The sequence below is a fragment of the Alcaligenes sp. YSL9 genome (genome assembly GCF_030515105.1).
GTDB classification, from domain to species: Bacteria; Pseudomonadota; Gammaproteobacteria; order Burkholderiales; family Burkholderiaceae_B; genus Alcaligenes; species Alcaligenes phenolicus.
Window position 1 is genome coordinate 36,452 of the sequence record NZ_JALXJU010000005.1, and the last position, 15,964, is coordinate 52,415.

General features: G+C 56.1%; 17 protein-coding genes and 1 rRNA gene. 10 read left to right on the top strand and 8 right to left on the bottom strand.

Annotated features, from left to right (window positions below; translation table 11 throughout):
- Positions 1 to 6 precede the first annotated feature (6 nt).
- The 3 genes from M2Q46_RS18575 to M2Q46_RS18585 form a co-directional block, all read right to left on the bottom strand.
- Positions 7 to 861 (bottom strand): cytochrome c oxidase assembly protein, encoded by an 855-nt coding sequence (locus M2Q46_RS18575; protein ID WP_009460099.1) that lies wholly within the window; start codon positions 859 to 861, stop codon positions 7 to 9.
- Between the two features lie 33 nt (positions 862 to 894).
- Positions 895 to 1,230, bottom strand: coding sequence for a hypothetical protein (locus tag M2Q46_RS18580; RefSeq protein ID WP_003803097.1), 336 nt, complete (start codon positions 1,228 to 1,230; stop codon positions 895 to 897).
- Positions 1,231 to 1,570: 340 nt separating this feature from the next.
- Positions 1,571 to 2,020 carry a hypothetical protein gene (locus M2Q46_RS18585; RefSeq protein WP_258866198.1) on the bottom strand — a complete coding sequence of 150 codons (450 nt, stop codon included), beginning with the start codon at positions 2,018 to 2,020 and terminating at the stop codon, positions 1,571 to 1,573.
- A 126-nt stretch (positions 2,021 to 2,146) separates the two neighbouring features.
- On the opposite strand from M2Q46_RS18585, the gene M2Q46_RS18590 reads away from it, so the two are divergent.
- The 6 genes from M2Q46_RS18590 to ruvA all read left to right on the top strand — a co-directional run bounded on the left by M2Q46_RS18590 (position 2,147) and on the right by ruvA (position 7,460).
- Positions 2,147 to 3,307, top strand: a complete 1,161-nt coding sequence (locus tag M2Q46_RS18590) for an FAD-dependent monooxygenase (protein WP_115634019.1) — start codon at positions 2,147 to 2,149, stop codon at positions 3,305 to 3,307.
- Positions 3,308 to 3,403: 96 nt separating this feature from the next.
- A complete protein-coding gene (dusB, locus tag M2Q46_RS18595; RefSeq protein WP_035271912.1) occupies positions 3,404 to 4,399 on the top strand; it encodes a tRNA dihydrouridine synthase DusB in 996 nt (331 codons plus the stop codon).
- A gap of 55 nt (positions 4,400 to 4,454) precedes the next feature.
- Positions 4,455 to 4,694 (top strand): helix-turn-helix domain-containing protein, encoded by a 240-nt coding sequence (locus M2Q46_RS18600; protein ID WP_003803089.1) that lies wholly within the window; start codon positions 4,455 to 4,457, stop codon positions 4,692 to 4,694.
- 26 nt (positions 4,695 to 4,720) lie between these two features.
- Positions 4,721 to 6,313: a bifunctional phosphoribosylaminoimidazolecarboxamide formyltransferase/IMP cyclohydrolase gene (purH, locus tag M2Q46_RS18605; RefSeq protein WP_035271910.1), complete on the top strand. Its 1,593-nt coding sequence runs from the start codon at positions 4,721 to 4,723 to the stop codon at positions 6,311 to 6,313.
- Between the two features lies 1 nt (position 6,314).
- Entirely contained in the window at positions 6,315 to 6,860 is a 546-nt protein-coding gene (ruvC, locus tag M2Q46_RS18610) for a crossover junction endodeoxyribonuclease RuvC (protein ID WP_003803085.1), read from the top strand.
- A gap of 18 nt (positions 6,861 to 6,878) precedes the next feature.
- Positions 6,879 to 7,460, top strand: coding sequence for a Holliday junction branch migration protein RuvA (gene ruvA, locus M2Q46_RS18615; protein ID WP_083053148.1), 582 nt, complete (start codon positions 6,879 to 6,881; stop codon positions 7,458 to 7,460).
- Positions 7,461 to 7,727: 267 nt separating this feature from the next.
- Here the strand turns inward: ruvA and M2Q46_RS18620 are convergent, their stop codons facing one another.
- Positions 7,728 to 8,687 (bottom strand): threo-3-hydroxy-L-aspartate ammonia-lyase, encoded by a 960-nt coding sequence (locus tag M2Q46_RS18620; protein ID WP_268378453.1) that lies wholly within the window; start codon positions 8,685 to 8,687, stop codon positions 7,728 to 7,730.
- Positions 8,688 to 8,888: 201 nt separating this feature from the next.
- Between M2Q46_RS18620 and ruvB the strand changes: the two genes are divergently transcribed.
- A complete protein-coding gene (ruvB, locus tag M2Q46_RS18625) occupies positions 8,889 to 9,959 on the top strand; it encodes a Holliday junction branch migration DNA helicase RuvB (protein WP_003803078.1) in 1,071 nt (356 codons plus the stop codon).
- A 4-nt stretch (positions 9,960 to 9,963) separates the two neighbouring features.
- Here the strand turns inward: ruvB and M2Q46_RS18630 are convergent, their stop codons facing one another.
- Positions 9,964 to 10,764 (bottom strand): hypothetical protein, encoded by an 801-nt coding sequence (locus M2Q46_RS18630; protein ID WP_302357869.1) that lies wholly within the window; start codon positions 10,762 to 10,764, stop codon positions 9,964 to 9,966.
- Positions 10,765 to 10,851: 87 nt separating this feature from the next.
- Positions 10,852 to 11,910 (bottom strand): dihydroorotase, encoded by a 1,059-nt coding sequence (gene pyrC, locus M2Q46_RS18635; protein ID WP_035271903.1) that lies wholly within the window; start codon positions 11,908 to 11,910, stop codon positions 10,852 to 10,854.
- Between the two features lie 318 nt (positions 11,911 to 12,228).
- Between pyrC and M2Q46_RS18640 the strand changes: the two genes are divergently transcribed.
- The 3 genes from M2Q46_RS18640 to M2Q46_RS18650 all read left to right on the top strand — a co-directional run bounded on the left by M2Q46_RS18640 (position 12,229) and on the right by M2Q46_RS18650 (position 14,657).
- The gene (locus M2Q46_RS18640; RefSeq protein WP_009459783.1) at positions 12,229 to 12,507 is read left to right on the top strand and encodes an SWIB/MDM2 domain-containing protein; all 279 of its coding nucleotides are present in this window, start codon (positions 12,229 to 12,231) and stop codon (positions 12,505 to 12,507) included.
- A 107-nt stretch (positions 12,508 to 12,614) separates the two neighbouring features.
- Positions 12,615 to 14,060 carry a deoxyribodipyrimidine photo-lyase gene (locus M2Q46_RS18645; RefSeq protein ID WP_302357870.1) on the top strand — a complete coding sequence of 482 codons (1,446 nt, stop codon included), beginning with the start codon at positions 12,615 to 12,617 and terminating at the stop codon, positions 14,058 to 14,060.
- Positions 14,061 to 14,078: 18 nt separating this feature from the next.
- Entirely contained in the window at positions 14,079 to 14,657 is a 579-nt protein-coding gene (locus M2Q46_RS18650) for a hypothetical protein (RefSeq protein ID WP_302357871.1), read from the top strand.
- Between the two features lie 191 nt (positions 14,658 to 14,848).
- Here M2Q46_RS18650 and M2Q46_RS18655 read toward each other — a convergent pair whose 3' ends face one another.
- Positions 14,849 to 15,214, bottom strand: coding sequence for a hypothetical protein (locus M2Q46_RS18655; protein ID WP_009459779.1), 366 nt, complete (start codon positions 15,212 to 15,214; stop codon positions 14,849 to 14,851).
- Positions 15,215 to 15,862: 648 nt separating this feature from the next.
- Positions 15,863 to 15,964 (bottom strand): 5S ribosomal RNA (gene rrf, locus M2Q46_RS18660); the annotation flags it as partial.

Consider the following 15,964-nt stretch of genomic DNA (forward strand, 5'->3'; position numbering starts at 1 on the left):
ACAAAATCAATTGGCCCTGACCATCATAGCGCTTGTCCGCTTGCGAGATTCTGGCAAACGGTGACGCGCTGACAGGCGCATCAAGGTGCCCAAGGCATACAAAAGGCCAAACACTTCAACCAGACCGGCCAGCACCCACATAATCAGGCCACCCATGACCTGATCAGCCAGCGCATCCATACCCGGAATGGCACGACCGCATAAATCGAAAATCGGATAAAGGTCGTATTCAGTAAATGTGATGATGGCGCCCACAATCATCTGTGGCACCATCGTAATAACCGGCGAAAGTATACGCCCACCCACCGACAGCCGGGCCGGTGGTGAAGGCCGACGATCCAGAATCAGGTTCCAGTACATGATCCCGCTGATGACCACAGACCAGTTCATCAAACGGTACAAACGCCAGTCCAGCATGGAATAGAACTGCACCGTAGGCAGCATCCAGATCAGGACCAGGAAAACAAACAGAAAGGCGACCAGTATCGGGTTGGTCAGGACAGCCTGAACACGTCGGCCACTGGGTCGGCGCAACCATTGAGCCAAAGCCCGCCGCCAGCTCAACGGCAGCCCCGCACGCAAGGTTTGACCGGGATAGGCACCCATCAGGAACAAGGGGCCCAGATGATGCAAGATCAAATGCTGGGCCCGATGGATGAAGAACATGCGCTCGGCGTAATAGTCCAGGCGCGTGTGCAAGGAAAGGTAGAGGAGAATCAGGCCAATCCAGAAGAAGGACTGGCGCAAAAGATTGGGGCGGTGTACTTGCCGCCCCCGGACGTACAAAGCGATGACCAGCAAGAAGGTCAAAAGCAGAACAGGAGAAAACTCCCAAGGTGTCAGCCAGTCGAGCAAGGACATAGCAGCGCCATCCGCAACAAATCCAGTTGCGGTTTAGTTTATAGCAATACGCTCCCGCCCTGCCCACTTCACATTCAGCACACCGGGATAATCCCGAATCAGTCGGGCACGCTGCATCAGTTCTGCACGCAGTTCAGGCGGGCAAGTCAAGGTCACGCACGCGGTATCGTGCGTATCGGAATGGTCTACCTGCACATTGGCCACGCGGATGCCTGCGGTATTCAGGTCCGAGTAAATACGACGCCGGATCTGGGCCAGATCGCCACGAGGGCAGACAACCGTCAAACGGGAGACGGACAAAGGGGCACGAGCACGCAGGGCAGAAGCCTGGATGCCGGCACGGCGCAAAAAGAGATCAAAAATACGCATACATTCCCCCTATTGCACATAAAAGTTGCAACACATCAGGATTCGGAAAGCCAAAGGCTTTCTAGAGAATGAAATGGCGGGGAATTTAAGGCAGCAGAACAGCCGCCTGAGACACCACGCCCTGAAACTTCCAGGACGCGGCAAGCTGTGAAGGAATCAGCGGGCCTGAACGCGCCTGGACATAGATAGGTCGAACATGGATCGACTAGCACTGTCGCCGGGGTCGGGATTCACCACACAGCTCCTATAAAACCAAAGAACCCGTATTGTAACGTGCGCAAGGCAGCGCCACAAGGGCAGCCCTGTGAAAAACCTTTACTTTACAAGGCACTTGATGTGTTTAATACACAGACAAATCCAGCCAGCCCATGTAGCGATAAAAGGCCATGATGATATGTACCAGCCAGAACAGGCTGATGTTGGCAAAGGCAACCGTCGAGACCACCGCCGTCAGGACGCTGGGCCAGCCATGCTGATTATGTTGCTCGCTTTGCGGGTTGTAGAGGACGTCAAACTTTTCGGGGCTACGCAGCGCCAGAATCACGGCCTCGATAATCCCGGCACTGACTGGCAAGATCAGCAAATTGGGAAATAACGAATCCAGCCCCTGCTGAAACACCAGCGTTCCCAGAATGGCCAGGCCAGTAAACACCAAAGGGACATACCAAAAGCGTCTGCCCAGATAGCGATGGTGCGCACCCACCATACCTAATAAAAGAGACAGCCACGCGGCGGTGACTTTATGGCGAAAAGGTTTGGTCTGTTCAAATGACAAAGTCTGCTGAGACATGCAGGGCATCCAATCCGGGCTTGTGCTGCCAGCCATTGCGCACAGCTGTCATTTGCTTAAAGCCAATTTGACAGCCACCTTCCCGTACAATACCTGAATTACTTCCTTGCCGTCATGAGGTCCCCCATGAATGCCACCGACTACGACATCGCCATTTGTGGCGCCGGTCCCGTAGGCGCATCTTTGGCGCTAATGCTGGCTGCCCAGCACCCAAGCCCGTCACGCATTGCCGTTCTGGGGAAAAACTTCGATCTGGCCAGCACCGAACATGCTCAGGGCGATCCACGCACGCTGGCCCTCAATCACGGCAGCCGTCGTCTGATTCTGAATCAGCTCAAAGCCTGGCCCGAGCGTGCCGCCCTGATGCGCACCGTGCATGTTTCCCAAAAAGGACGCCTGGGTCGCTGTCTGATTCAGGCCGCCGAACTGGGCGTACCTGACCTGGGCGCCGTGGTTCATTACGATGATTTGCTCTGGACCTTGCACGCCCGGCTCCGGGACAGCGGCGTTACGCTACTGCCCGCTCAGCAAGCCCGCACCCACTCCGCCCCCAAACAGATTCTGGTCGACCACGATGCGGGTCAGGCCACAGCCTGGATTGCCGTACAGTGTGATGGCGTCCGCCCTACCGGCGTGCGACGCGATTATGGTCAACATGCCTTGTTGACGACGGTGCGCGCCAGCCAGCCTCAAACCGGCTGGGCCTACGAGCGCTTCACCGAGCACGGCCCCTTTGCAGCTCTGCCCCACCCTGACGCTCCCGATCTATATGCCATCGTCTGGTGCAATAGCCCGGAACGCAGCCAATCCTTGGCCGAGCTGCCTGTTCAAGAGTTCCAGGCCGCCATGCTGCAAGCCTTTGGAGAGCGCCTGGGACATCTGGAGCTGGTGTCCAAGCGTCATATCTTCCCGCTTGCCTTTCATGCTGGCCCCAGTCGCTTGTCCGAACGCCTGCTGGCAGTAGGCAATGCCGCCCAGACCTTACACCCGGTTGCCGGTCAGGGTCTGAACCTGGGCTTGCGTGATGTCGCACAATTGTCACAGTGTCTGGCCGCCTGGCAAGCTGATTGCAGCCAGAACCCCGATCCCTTTTTGGCCCGCTATGCCCGTTTGCGTCGCCCGGATCGCTGGTTGACCGCTGCCATCACCGACACCTTGCCGCGTCTGTTCGCCACCAGGAATCCATTGATCCAGCATGCATGTGGTCTGGGACTGTTGGCCATGGACACCCTGCCCTTCGCCCGGCAGCCATTTGCCCGGCAGCTGCTGCAAGGAATGCGCGCCTAGGCCCACCTGCGTTACAGGCCCCGATGCGGGGCCACCCCTTATTCTTCTTGTAAGTCCTTGCCCACGAACCCGTGTCGCAGGGTTAAAATCTTCCCCATGCGTATCGGCCCCTGGACCCTTCCTAACCCTATTTTCATTGCCCCCATGGCTGGAGTCACAGACAGACCTTACCGTCGTCTGTGCAAGACGCTGGGCGCCGGTTATGCCGTCTCGGAAATGGCCGCCAGCAACAAGCGCTTGTGGGACAGCGTGAAAACATCACGACGTCTGAATCACGAGGGTGAAGCGGATCCGGTGGCTGTACAGATTGCCGGTTCAGACCCTGAAATGATGGCCGAAGCCGCTGTATTCAATATCGGCAAAGGTGCTCGCATCATTGATATCAATATGGGTTGCCCGGCCAAAAAAGTCTGTAACGTGGCCTCGGGCTCCGCCCTCTTGCGTGACGAGCCACGCATCATTGAAATCCTTGAACACGTTGTCAAGGCATGTACTCCCTACCAGGTTCCGGTTACACTCAAGACCCGCACCGGCTGGGATGCGCAATCGCGCAATGCTGTTCGTATTGCCCGCTTGGCCGAGGATATCGGCATCGCCGCTTTGACTCTGCATGGCCGCACCCGCTGCGACTTCTACCAGGGCCACGCCGAATACGACACCATACGCGAAGTCAAAAACAGCCTCTCTATTCCGGTCATCGCCAATGGGGATATCGATAGTCCCGAAAAGGCAAAATTCGTACTAGAGTACACCGGAGCGGATGCCGTCATGATCGGTCGAGCCGCGCAAGGACGACCCTGGATTTTCCGGGAAATCCTGCATTACCTCGAACATGGCGAACATCGTGCAGCCCCCACCTTCGGCGAACTGCGCGATTGCATGATCGAACACCTGCAAGACCATTACGCTTTCTATGGGCAGCACACTGGAGTACGTACTGCCCGCAAGCATATAGGCTGGTATTTGTCGGATATGCCGGACTCCCGACACTGGCTGGACCAGATTAATCGTATCGAAAACTGTGCAGATCAATTAGAAGCCATTACTCACTGGTTTCAAGAATGCGACCTGGACCAGCCCTACCTGCAATAACAGACAGCTGTGTGGCTCTTTTGTATTTAAGTACTACGTATACCTTCAGAAAAAAATGTCAACGACCAACCCACTAGAACAGTCCGTACGTGAACGCCTCGAACGCTACTTCGCCGATCTGGGCGAATCCGAGCCACGCGATCTGTTGTCGATGGTCATCTCCTGCGTGGAACGGCCTGTCCTGCAAGTTGCCCTGGAGAAATCCGCGGGCAACCAATCCAAGGCCGCAGAAATGCTGGGCATCACGCGTAGTACTTTGCGCAAGAAGCTCAGTGCCCACAATCTGCAACCCTGATTCCTAACTCTCACGTCTCACCTTCCATGAAAATCCAGACAGCTCTTCTCTCTGTCTCCGACAAAACCGGTATTGTCGAATTTGCCCAAGCACTCGCCCAACGCGGAGTGCGGCTTTTATCCACTGGTGGCACCGCCAAGCTGCTGGCCCAAGCTGGCCTGACAGTTACCGAAGTGGCCCAACACACCGGTTCGCCAGAAATTCTGGATGGCCGTGTCAAAACACTGCATCCAAAAATTCACGGTGGCCTGCTGGCGCGTCGCGACAGCGCCGAACATTTGAAGACTCTGGAAGAGCACGGCATTGACCGTATCGATCTGCTGGTCGTCAACCTCTACCCTTTCCGTGAAACCATTGCCAAGCCGGGTTGCACCTTTGCCGATGCGGTAGAGAACATTGATATTGGTGGCCCCGCCATGTTGCGCGCTGCTGCCAAGAACCACGGTACGCCTGAAGGCGGCGCCTGTGTGGTAATTGACCCTGTCGATTACGAACGCGTGCTGGCTGATATGGATAGCCCTGCTGGCCACCCTTCTTACGGCCTGCGCCTGGAACTGGCCGCCAAGGTTTACGCCCACACCGCCGCTTACGACGGTGCTATTGCGGCTTACCTCACCAGCCTGGCTCAGGCCGAGCCTGCCCAGGACAGCGCCCCCGAAGTGAACACCTGGCCCAATGTGCTGACCATTCAGCTCAAACAGGAACAGACTCTGCGCTACGGCGAGAATCCGCACCAAAGCGCGGCTTTCTACACAGACGGCACCATTGGCGAAGGTCTGCTGGGTCGCTACAAGCAGCTGCAGGGCAAGGAACTGTCCTACAACAATATTGCTGACGCCGATGCCGCGTGGGAATGTGTACGCAGCTTTGACGCGGGCGCTTGCGTCATCGTCAAGCACGCCAATCCTTGCGGTGTAGCTCTGGGCGAAACCGCCGAGGAGTCCTATCGCAAAGCGTTCCAAACTGACCCAACGTCGGCCTTTGGCGGCATTATTGCCTTCAACCGTGAAGTGGACGAAGCCGCTGCCCAGGCGATCAGCAGCCAGTTTGTAGAAGTGCTGCTGGCACCATCCTACACGCAAGGTGCTCTGGACGTGTTTGCCGCGAAAAAGAACGTGCGCGTGCTGAGCATTCAGCCCGGTCAGGCTCACAACGCTTTCGACGTGAAACGTGTCGGCGGCGGCTGGTTGGTGCAAACGCCCGACACCTTCCGCGACAACACCGAAGCCTTCAAGGTCGTGACACAAGTACAGCCCACCGCCCAGCAAATGCAAGACATGCTGTTTGCCTGGAACGTGGCCAAGTACGTGAAATCGAACGCCATCGTGTTCTGCGGTCAAGGCATGACCCTGGGTGTAGGCGCTGGCCAGATGAGCCGTGTGGACTCTGCCCGCATCGCCTCCATCAAGGCTGAAAACGCTGGCTTGACCCTGCAGGGTTCGGCGGTTGCGTCCGACGCTTTCTTCCCCTTCCGTGATGGTCTGGATGTAGTTGCCGAAGCAGGCGCCACCTGCGTGATTCAACCCGGCGGCAGCGTGCGTGATGACGAAGTCATTGCCGCCGCCAACGAGCGTGGTATTGCCATGGTCTTGACCGGCACACGCCACTTCCGTCACTAATATGCGAATCCTGGGCATAGACCCTGGCTTGCGTCGCACTGGTTTCGGAGTGATCGACGCCCAGGGGCCCAGCTTGCGCTATGTGGCCAGCGGGACCATCGTGGTCCCGCCTGATCTGCCTCTTGCTGAGCGGCTAAAGCTGATTCTGACTCACATCACCGAGGTGATTGAGCAAAGCAAGCCCGATACCTCTGCCATCGAAAAAGTCTTTGTAAACAGCAACCCTGCCTCTACCCTTTTGCTGGGGCAGGCACGGGGCGCCGCTTTGTGTGCGTTGGCCGTAGGCGGCCTGGATGTACATGAATACACAGCGTTGCAGATCAAGAAAACCGTCACCGGCAGCGGCCACGCTGCCAAAGAACAAATCCAGCTGATGGTCCAGCGGCTCTTGCAGCTGAACGGCCTGCCCGCACCGGACTCGGCCGACGCTCTGGCCTGCGCCATCAGTCATGCTCATCACAGCAGTGTGGTGGGCGGCCTGCAAAAAAGCGGAGCCATCACCACCGGGCCGCGCCGTCGCATTCGCGCTGGCCGGATCTTGGGTTAACTCTCCAGAAGGAATGTCATGATAGGTCGCATCCGGGGTACCTTGATCGAAAAACAGCCGCCTACCATCTGTGTGGATGTGGGGGGGGTCGGTTATGAAATCGATGTACCTATGAGTACGCTCTACCAAATGCCAGAGCTGGGCGCACAGGTCAATCTGTTCACCCATCTGGCTATTCGTGAAGATGCTCACGTGCTGTTTGGCTTTTCCAGCCTGAACGAGCGCAGCACCTTCAAGGCCCTGATCAAAGTCACGGGCATTGGTGCCCGCACCGCCCTGTCCTTGCTTTCGGGCATGAGTGCTGAAGAACTGGCCGATGCTATTACCCGCCAGGAGACTTCCCGTCTAGTGAAGATTCCAGGCATAGGCAAGAAAACCGCCGAGCGTCTTTTACTGGAACTGCGTGGCAAGCTGGGTGCAGACCTGGGCAGCAGCGGTACAGTCAGCGCCGTTCCCAATAGCCGTGATGATGTGCTGCACGCATTGGAAGCATTGGGCTACTCCAACAAGGAAGCCAGTGTTGCTGTCAAAGCCTTGCCAGATGATATTGATGTGTCAGAAGGGATCAAGCAAGCGCTGAAATCGCTGTCACGCGCTTGAGACGACACTGCTATGTATAAAAAGTCGGGCCGTTCATATGAACGGCCCGGCTTTTTTCTGTTCGCGCAACCGCGCGGTGGCTGAGCTTCTTATTGATGCAATGATTTGCCGACTTACTGGTTTGCTCGTTTGCTCGTTTGCTCGTTTGCTCGTTTGCTCGTTTGCTCGTTTGCTCGTTTGCTCGTTTGCTCGTTTGCCAATCCAGTTTGACCTGCGCTTTGGAACATAGGCAAGATAAATGCCTATGTTTACGAACTACTCAATTCATCAAGCAAGCAGACGCCCCAAGGCGGATACATCCACATTCCCACCACTGATCAGTACGCCAACCTTGCGGCCTTGCAAATCACCCTGACGCATTACCGCCGCGGCACCCAAGCAACCTGTAGGCTCCACAACCATCTTCATGCGTTCCGCAAAGAAACGCATGGCCTGAACCAGTTCGGTATCAGGCACCGTCAAAATGTCCGTCACCATGCTGCGAATCAACTCAAATGTCATCGGTGCCAAAGCTTGGGTCAGCGCCCCATCCGCAATCGATGCAGGTGGGGCAATCTTGACGATCTCTCCACTACGCAGGGACTGCTGGGCATCATCCCCAGCCTGCGGCTCAACACCAAAGACTTCACAAGCCGGTGCCATAGCCTTGGCGGCCAACAAGCAGCCCGACAGCAAGCCACCGCCCCCTAATGGAACATAGAACTGCTGCAAGTCCGGCACGTCCTGAAACAGCTCCAGTGCCGCCGTCCCCTGCCCCGCGATCACATCAGGATGCGCAAAGGGAGGAATCAAGGTCAGCCCTTCACGCTCGACCAGCTCTTGTGCAATTTGGGCACGATCTTGGGTCAAGCGATCGTACTCGATCACTTTGGCACCGTAGCCACGCGTTGCCGCCAATTTGGCAGCCGGAGCATCCGAATTCATGATGATGGTGGCCGGTATCCCCAAGAGCTTGGCCGACAGGGCCACAGCTTGCGCATGATTGCCCGAGGAAAAAGCGACGACCCCTGCTTTTTTCTGCTGCTCGTTCAACTGCGCCAGCGCATTGAACCCACCGCGAAACTTGAAAGCACCAATACGCTGAAAGTTCTCGCACTTGAAGTAGACTTCGCCATTCAGGCGCTCGTTCAAGGTTGCGGAAGTCAAGACCGGTGTGCGGTGTGCCACAGGCGCCAAGCGTTCAGCGGCGGCTACAACATCAGCAAAATCAGGTAATTCCAGGGACATGGCTAAAATCTCGATTAAAAACTCCAACCCACATTATGCGCGATGCCGTGCGAAGCAGCCTAGCGCTGGCCGGACAAATCCAGCCTGGCTGCTACGGATGACCGATTTGCCCACGCATTCCATGCACACTGCCATGTGCCCTGATACTCAGGCGGTGGGTGCTTGGTGTACCATACTGTATATTCAATCAGCGTAGTCATCATGGCCATACATTCCGATTCGCTCTCCAGCCTGCCTTCTGAACAGCGCATCATTACGCCCAAACCCTTGTCACCCAACGAAGAGTCCATCGAACGCGCCTTGCGACCCAAGATGCTGGAGGACTATGTCGGGCAAGCTCGGGCGCGCGAACAGCTGGAAATCTTTATTGCGGCTGCTCGCCAACGCCAGGAAGCGCTGGACCACGTCTTGCTGTTTGGCCCTCCCGGTTTGGGTAAAACCACGCTGGCCCACATCATTGCCCATGAAATGGGCGTGAACCTGCGCCAGACTTCCGGCCCCGTGCTGGAGCGCCCCGGTGATCTGGCCGCCTTGCTGACAAACCTGGAACCTAACGACGTCCTGTTTATTGACGAGATCCATCGCCTGTCTCCCGTCGTCGAAGAAATTCTGTATCCGGCACTGGAAGACTTTCAAATTGACATCCTGATTGGCGAAGGCCCGGCAGCACGCAGCGTCAAACTGGATTTGCAGCCCTTCACCCTGGTCGGTGCCACGACTCGTGCCGGCATGTTGACCAACCCCTTGCGTGACCGTTTTGGCATTGTGTCCCGTCTGGAGTTTTATGACGTCAAAGACCTGACGCATATCGTGGCGCGCAGTGCCGGGTTACTGAATGTCAGCACGACGGATGAAGGCACCTACGAAATTGCCCGCCGCTCGCGTGGCACCCCGCGTATTGCCAACCGACTTCTGCGCCGAGTACGCGATTACGCCGAAGTCAAAACCGGCGGCATCATCCATACCGAATGCGCACAGGCCGCCCTGTCCATGCTGGAAGTGGACCCACAAGGCCTGGATTTGATGGACAGAAAATTGCTGGAGGCCATCGTGCATAAATTCGACGGTGGCCCGGTTGGGGTAGACAGCTTGGCGGCTGCCATTGGTGAAGAACGCGACACGATCGAAGATGTGATCGAACCCTATCTGATCCAGCATGGCTTTTTGCAACGCACCCCAAGAGGCCGCATTGCTACCCTGAACACCTGGCGTCACCTGGGGCTCACGCCGCCACGCAACACGCAGGGTCAGGATCTGTTCGACGCAGAATAAGCGCTTAGCCCCGGCGAGCCCAGGGGCGGAACACCAACAGCAAGGTAAACGCAATCGACACGGCGGCAGCCAGCAGCAAGGCTGTCAGCCAGTGTAAATGCGTGAAGGTCAACGCCAGCGTGGTGCAAAACCCCGCCAGACTGCCTGTTCCCCACAAGGCCGAACGCAAAGTCGCGACCAAGCTGGCTGCACCCAAGGTTTGGTGAATGGTCACGGCGACCACGGTATAGCCAATGGGGAAAGCCATGATCAGCCCCGACAAGCTCGGCCCCAGCAAAGAGCTGCTGGTGGTCACGATAGCAACCAGAAGTCCTGCCAAGGCCCCTCTGAATATCAGCAAGCCCCAGCCCGCTTTTGCTTTGCTGGTCCCTTTCATGCCGGCCAGACGACGCGACACGCGCAAACTGAACGCAGTCACAGCAATAAACAAAGCCAGCCCCAACACAGGTTGCACGGGCATGAAGGACAAGAGCAAGGCGGCCACCGCCCAACCAGCGACCGCACACAATAAGGTGCGCCAAGGCGACAAGGTGGGAGCACAAAGAATGATGAGCAGCAAAAACAGCTGAGTCGCACTAAGCGAATACACGGCATAGGTTGCCGCCTGCTGCACATAATCGGCGGGGAACTGCTGGGACAGAAAATAGAAGCCGGGGCCCAACACCATGGGCAAACCCGCCAGAGCACCACCAATCAATGGGCCAAATGCGCCCACTGACCACGACACCAGAACAACAACCAAAGCGGTGGCGGCCATGCGGACTGCCAAGGCAGACCACGCCACATCAAGAAAAGCAGTTTCCACGACGGTATCTCGCGGTGAAACCAGGTATCCAGAGCAGCCTGACTCAGCGCTAGTAAAGACGCTGGAGTCAGGCGGCTTCTGTCATCCTTAGCTCACCACACTCCAGTCCAGGGCTTGACCGGCAGCCAGAGGAATCAATGGCTCACCGGCCATCTCCACAGACTCGGGGATCGTGAACTGGCTGCGCTGCAAGGTCATTGTTCCTTCATTGACGGGCAGGCCGTAGAAAGCAGGGCCATTCAAGCTGGCAAAGGCTTCCAGGCGATCCAGACGGCCAGCCTTGTCAAAAGCCGATGCGTACAGCTCCATCGCGTGCAGTGCGGTATAACAGCCCGCACAGCCACAACTTTGTTCTTTGCGGCTACGCGAGTGTGGTGCACTGTCTGTACCCAGGAAGAAACGATTGCTGTCGCTGGTGGCAGCATCAACCAGGGCCTGGCGATGCTTCTCGCGCTTCAAGACAGGCAAACAGTACCAGTGTGGCTGCAAACCGCCTTGGAACAAAGCATTACGGTTATAGAGCAAGTGATGGGCGGTGATGGTTGCGGCAACCGGGCCTTCCGCCTGGCTCACATAGGCAGCGCCCTCTGCCGTGGTCAGGTGCTCAAACACCACTTTCAGTTCGGGGAAGGCCTTGCGCATGGGGATCATCACACGCTCGATGAATACGGCTTCCCGGTCGAACAAGTCGATGCTGGGGTCTGTGACCTCTCCGTGCATCAGCAAAGGCATACCCGATTCCTGCATCTGGGCCAGCACCTTGGAACAGTTCTTCAACAAATCTGTCACGCCCGCGTCGGAGTTGGTGGTGGCACCGGCAGGATACAGCTTGACGCCATGCACAACTCCGCTTTCCTTGGCGCGGACAATTTCCTCCGGCTGAGTATTGTCGGTCAGGTACAAGGTCATCAAAGGCTCAAACTTGCCAGCGTACTCAGTTTTGGCCAAAGCGGTCAGGATACGCTCGCGGTAGGCCAGAGCCTGTGCCGTTGCGGTAACGGGCGGCGTCAGGTTGGGCATGACGATAGCCCGGTCAAATTGTGCCGCGGTATGGCCCAAGACCGATTCCAACACAGCGCCATCGCGCAGGTGCAAATGCCAATCATCAGGACGACGAATGACCAGGGTATCCACAGTAGGGCTCATATCTTTACTCAATATCAAACAAAGGCCCGTGCTTTGAACCGTCAATAAAGCAACAGGTGCCACAATTGCCTTTCAGCAGGCCGAATCCATCATTATGCTACAGCTACCTGTGCTGCGCATGATTGGCACAGGAATCCCGAACCCAAATCCATAGTGCGTTGCAGCAGCCTGTAAACACTGGAAAATCTGCTTACAGACCCGCAAAGCTCTTGCTCACAAAGGACTTGGACGTATCGGGAGTATCACGGTATGCTGACAGACAAGTCGTGCCCTAGCGCATAACCCGCCCCTTCAACTCGTTTCTCAGGAGTTCCGTTCATGGCCAGCACTGAAAAAAAGCCTGCTACCCGCAAACCCAATGCAGCCTTCATGAAACCACTCACTCCTAGCCCAACACTGGCTGCGGTGATTGGCTCTGGCGCGCTGCCGCGTACTGAAGTTACGAAGAAAATCTGGGAATACATCAAGAAACACGATCTCCAGGATCCCAAGAACCGTCGCAACATCAATGCCGACGCCAAGCTGCGCCCCTTGTTCGGCAAGGACCAGGTCTCCATGTTTGAACTGACCAAGCTGGTCAGCGCTCACCTGAAATAAGCACGGGGTGCCCAGGCACCTCTGGCAATATCGGGCCGCGCCGCTGAGCTTTCAGCCGCGGCCCTTTTTTCATTTGGCGGCATCAAGTCCGCTGCTTTCTCGTCTTCATGTCGATTTCATTCTCTACCCCACCCGCTCAAATCCCACGCGCCTTGTGCTGGCTACGCCGTGACCTACGTTTGCACGATCATGCTGCCTTGCACCATGCCTTGAAAAGTGGTTTGCCTGTGGCCTGTGTGTTTGTCTTTGACAGCACCATCCTGCAATCCTTACCCGCCAATGATGTCCGACTGGCTTTTATCTACGACAGCCTGCTACAGGTTCAGGAGCAGCTGCGTCAAAATGGCAGTGAACTGATCACGGTTTATGGGGACCCCGTACAGAAAATTCCAGAATTGGCGATCAGCCTGAATGCAAAAACCGTCTATACAAACGAGGACTACGAGCCTGCGGCCATCACGCGGGATCGGGCTGTCAGCCATGCTCTATCCTCACAAGGCATGGAACTGCAGCTATTCAAGGACCAGGTGATCTTTGCGCAGGATGAAATCCTGACCCAACAGAAGCAGCCCTACACGGTTTTTACGCCCTACAAGCGCAATTGGCTGGCGCGTATCCAATCTGAAAATGTGCAAGCATACGACTGCTCGCAAGGCCAATGGGCCGCGCTGCCCGAGCAAGCCTTGCCTGGCTTGGAGCAATTAGGCTTTCAAGACGAGTCTCGCGCAAAACTGCTGAACCCCGCCGGTTGGCAAGGCGCCCAAACCTTGCTGGAAGAATTCGAACCCAGAATCCACGCTTACCAGGAGCGCCGAGACTTTCCAGCCAAACGAGGGGTGTCCTATCTGGCCCCCCATCTACGCTTTGGAACCCTCTCTATCCGCCAGGCGGTATCTTTAGCTTGGCCCAGCGACTCCGAGGGCGCAGCAACATGGCTGAGCGAATTGATCTGGCGAGAGTTCTATCAGCAGTTCCTGTGGCACCACCCTGAAACGGCCTCAGAGAGCTTCAAGCCCGCCTACAAGGATCTGCCCTTCCCTAACCGCGAAGACTGGTTCCAGGCCTGGAAAGAAGGCCAGACCGGCTACCCGATTGTGGATGCCGCCATGCGTCAATTGAACCAGTCAGGCTATATGCACAACCGGCTCCGTATGATCAGCGCTTCCTTTCTGGTGAAAGACTTGCTGATAGACTGGCGTTGGGGTGAACAATATTTCGCTCAAAAGCTGCTTGATTACGATATGGCTTCCAATGTGGGAGGCTGGCAATGGGCCGCTTCTACCGGATGTGATGCGCAGCCTTACTTTCGCATCTTTAATCCCATCACCCAATCGCGTAAATTTGATCCAGAGGGGCAATTCATACGACGCTATGTCCCTGAGCTGGCGTCCCTGGACAAGCAGGCCGTGCATGCCCCCTGGCAGGCCAAGCAGCTTCCTATCGAATTCAGGCTGGGACAGGATTACCCGGCCCCCATCGTGGATCACGACACACAACGGCATCTTGCTTTGGCGCTATTCAAGCAAGCAGGAGAGCAAGAGCAAACGGATTGAAATACCTTAAGGATATTTATGTCAGACAGCTCCCGACCACCACCTCCAGCCAGTACCCCGGTATTACTGCAAAACCTGCAAACCGCTCATCCTCAAGCACAAGTGGCTATCCTTGATTTCGGCTCCGATCACGCCGAAATAAGCATGGCTCATAAAGGTGTCCCTGTTCATACCGAGCACTTCCCGGAACTTAGTGGGGTCCAGCTCTTGGCAAGCTGTTTCACAGACTCCAGCTCGCGCGCAGCGCAGTTGGAACATGCTATCGAGGTCGTGGAAGACGCGATCATGCCAGCCAGCCTGGATCTGCGTCAGTTCATGGTGTTTGCCGCTGGGGAGTTTGCTGAAGAGCTTGGCGTCTGGCTCACAGAAGCCCAAGGCAGCGAGCAGCACACTCTTAATCGGGACATGATTGACGACCTGTTCACCCTGTATGCAGCAGCCAGCCAAGGAGCGGTCAGCCTGAAAATGATCAACGCGGGCTCTTTGGAAAATATCCATCAGCTGGTCAATAATCAAAACCTGGGTATTTACCTCTTGCTGCTGCGTGAGTGCCTGCACCATATGCATATCGAACAGATTCACTTGCTGGCCCCTTAAAGTCTTCCTCAACAGGGATAAGCGAAACGCACCGACCAAGGGCCTGAACCGGGGTGTATAGCCAAGCAGATGCTGGCCAAATCTGAGCAAGCCCAAGCAAAGCAACATCAAATAAAAAAAGGTGCTCAGATGAGCACCTTTTAAATATTTCTTTCTGGGCTACGCCAGAACACTACTGAAATGGGATCGCGTTAGTAGTCGTGGCCCAGAGCCTGACCACCTGCCAAAGCCAACCAGCCTTTAATCAGACGGTGGATGATCCATACCATGGCTACCAGAGCGGTTACCCAACCAATAAAGATGGTCGTCAGCAAAGCGCTCAACACCACCCACAACAGTCCCCACCAGAAAGTCTTGATGACCCAATCCAGATGGCTGGCATAAATAGTGCCCGATGCATCACCGCGTTTGACGTAAGCCAGAATCACAGCTGCTACAGCTGCAGCACCGAAGATACCTGCACTGATCATAGCCAAAGAAAACAAGCCATAGCAGATGTGCGTAATCTTGCGCAGCGACAAGCCTGGTTCAAGCTCGGGGCTAATGGGCTGATTCATTCGGTTCTCCTGAAACAAGCATTAACAATAACTATACCGAACTATTTTACCCATACTTTGAGCATTAACCGTATGACAGTGGCAGAGCTACCACCATCCAGGCAGAAGAAGCGGCGTGTGAGACGCCGCTTCTATGATCCAGTCACGTTCTATGCAGTTACTGAAGCAATAAACGTTATGCGCGCCGGTCATAGAGCAGGCACCGCGCATGCCGATTAGAGTCACTACCCCTGGCAATCGGCAGCATAAACAGCAGCAGAAGAAGAAGAAGAAGAAGAAGAAGAAGAAGAAGAAGAAGAAGAAGAAGAAGAGGTGGTCTGTCGCAACGTCTCAACAACAAACCGTCAGTACAGCAAGAGTAGAACGACCGACCAGCCTACAGGTAAGCAGCGACGGATTGAACGTCAATTTTCTTGTGCAGGGGCAAGATGGCAGAACCGACCTACTAGGCTTAGGCCAATCGGCGTCGGTAAGAACACGGAATACACGCAGCCCGGAACGGGCCAGGAGGGGTGGCGGCACACCTGAACCGGGCGGTCCAGGGTCAGGCCTTCGAGCAATCCGAGACAGGCCGGTAGCCTGCGCTTTTGTCGCCGCCTAAAACAAAACCCCCGCAAGGGATACTTGCGGGGGTTTTGAGGAATAAGAGCTTGACGATGACCTACTTTCACAGACGTCCGTCCACTATCATCGGCGCAAAGGCGTTTCACAGTCCTGTTCGGGATGGGAAGGTGTGGGACCACCTTGCTA

Bases quoted from the DNA above. Each gene is read 5' to 3' on its own strand.
- M2Q46_RS18575 (WP_009460099.1), bottom strand. From the start codon at position 861: ATGTCCTTGCTCGACTGGCTGACACCTTGGGAGTTTTCTCCTGTTCTG.
- M2Q46_RS18580 (WP_003803097.1), bottom strand. From the start codon at position 1,230: ATGCGTATTTTTGATCTCTTTTTGCGCCGTGCCGGCATCCAGGCTTCT.
- M2Q46_RS18585 (WP_258866198.1), bottom strand. From the start codon at position 2,020: ATGTCTCAGCAGACTTTGTCATTTGAACAGACCAAACCTTTTCGCCAT.
- M2Q46_RS18590 (WP_115634019.1), top strand. From the start codon at position 2,147: ATGAATGCCACCGACTACGACATCGCCATTTGTGGCGCCGGTCCCGTA.
- dusB (WP_035271912.1), top strand. From the start codon at position 3,404: ATGCGTATCGGCCCCTGGACCCTTCCTAACCCTATTTTCATTGCCCCC.
- M2Q46_RS18600 (WP_003803089.1), top strand. From the start codon at position 4,455: ATGTCAACGACCAACCCACTAGAACAGTCCGTACGTGAACGCCTCGAA.
- purH (WP_035271910.1), top strand. From the start codon at position 4,721: ATGAAAATCCAGACAGCTCTTCTCTCTGTCTCCGACAAAACCGGTATT.
- ruvC (WP_003803085.1), top strand. From the start codon at position 6,315: ATGCGAATCCTGGGCATAGACCCTGGCTTGCGTCGCACTGGTTTCGGA.
- ruvA (WP_083053148.1), top strand. From the start codon at position 6,879: ATGATAGGTCGCATCCGGGGTACCTTGATCGAAAAACAGCCGCCTACC.
- M2Q46_RS18620 (WP_268378453.1), bottom strand. From the start codon at position 8,687: ATGTCCCTGGAATTACCTGATTTTGCTGATGTTGTAGCCGCCGCTGAA.
- ruvB (WP_003803078.1), top strand. From the start codon at position 8,889: ATGGCCATACATTCCGATTCGCTCTCCAGCCTGCCTTCTGAACAGCGC.
- pyrC (WP_035271903.1), bottom strand. From the start codon at position 11,910: ATGAGCCCTACTGTGGATACCCTGGTCATTCGTCGTCCTGATGATTGG.
- M2Q46_RS18640 (WP_009459783.1), top strand. From the start codon at position 12,229: ATGGCCAGCACTGAAAAAAAGCCTGCTACCCGCAAACCCAATGCAGCC.
- M2Q46_RS18645 (WP_302357870.1), top strand. From the start codon at position 12,615: ATGTCGATTTCATTCTCTACCCCACCCGCTCAAATCCCACGCGCCTTG.
- M2Q46_RS18650 (WP_302357871.1), top strand. From the start codon at position 14,079: ATGTCAGACAGCTCCCGACCACCACCTCCAGCCAGTACCCCGGTATTA.
- M2Q46_RS18655 (WP_009459779.1), bottom strand. From the start codon at position 15,214: ATGAATCAGCCCATTAGCCCCGAGCTTGAACCAGGCTTGTCGCTGCGC.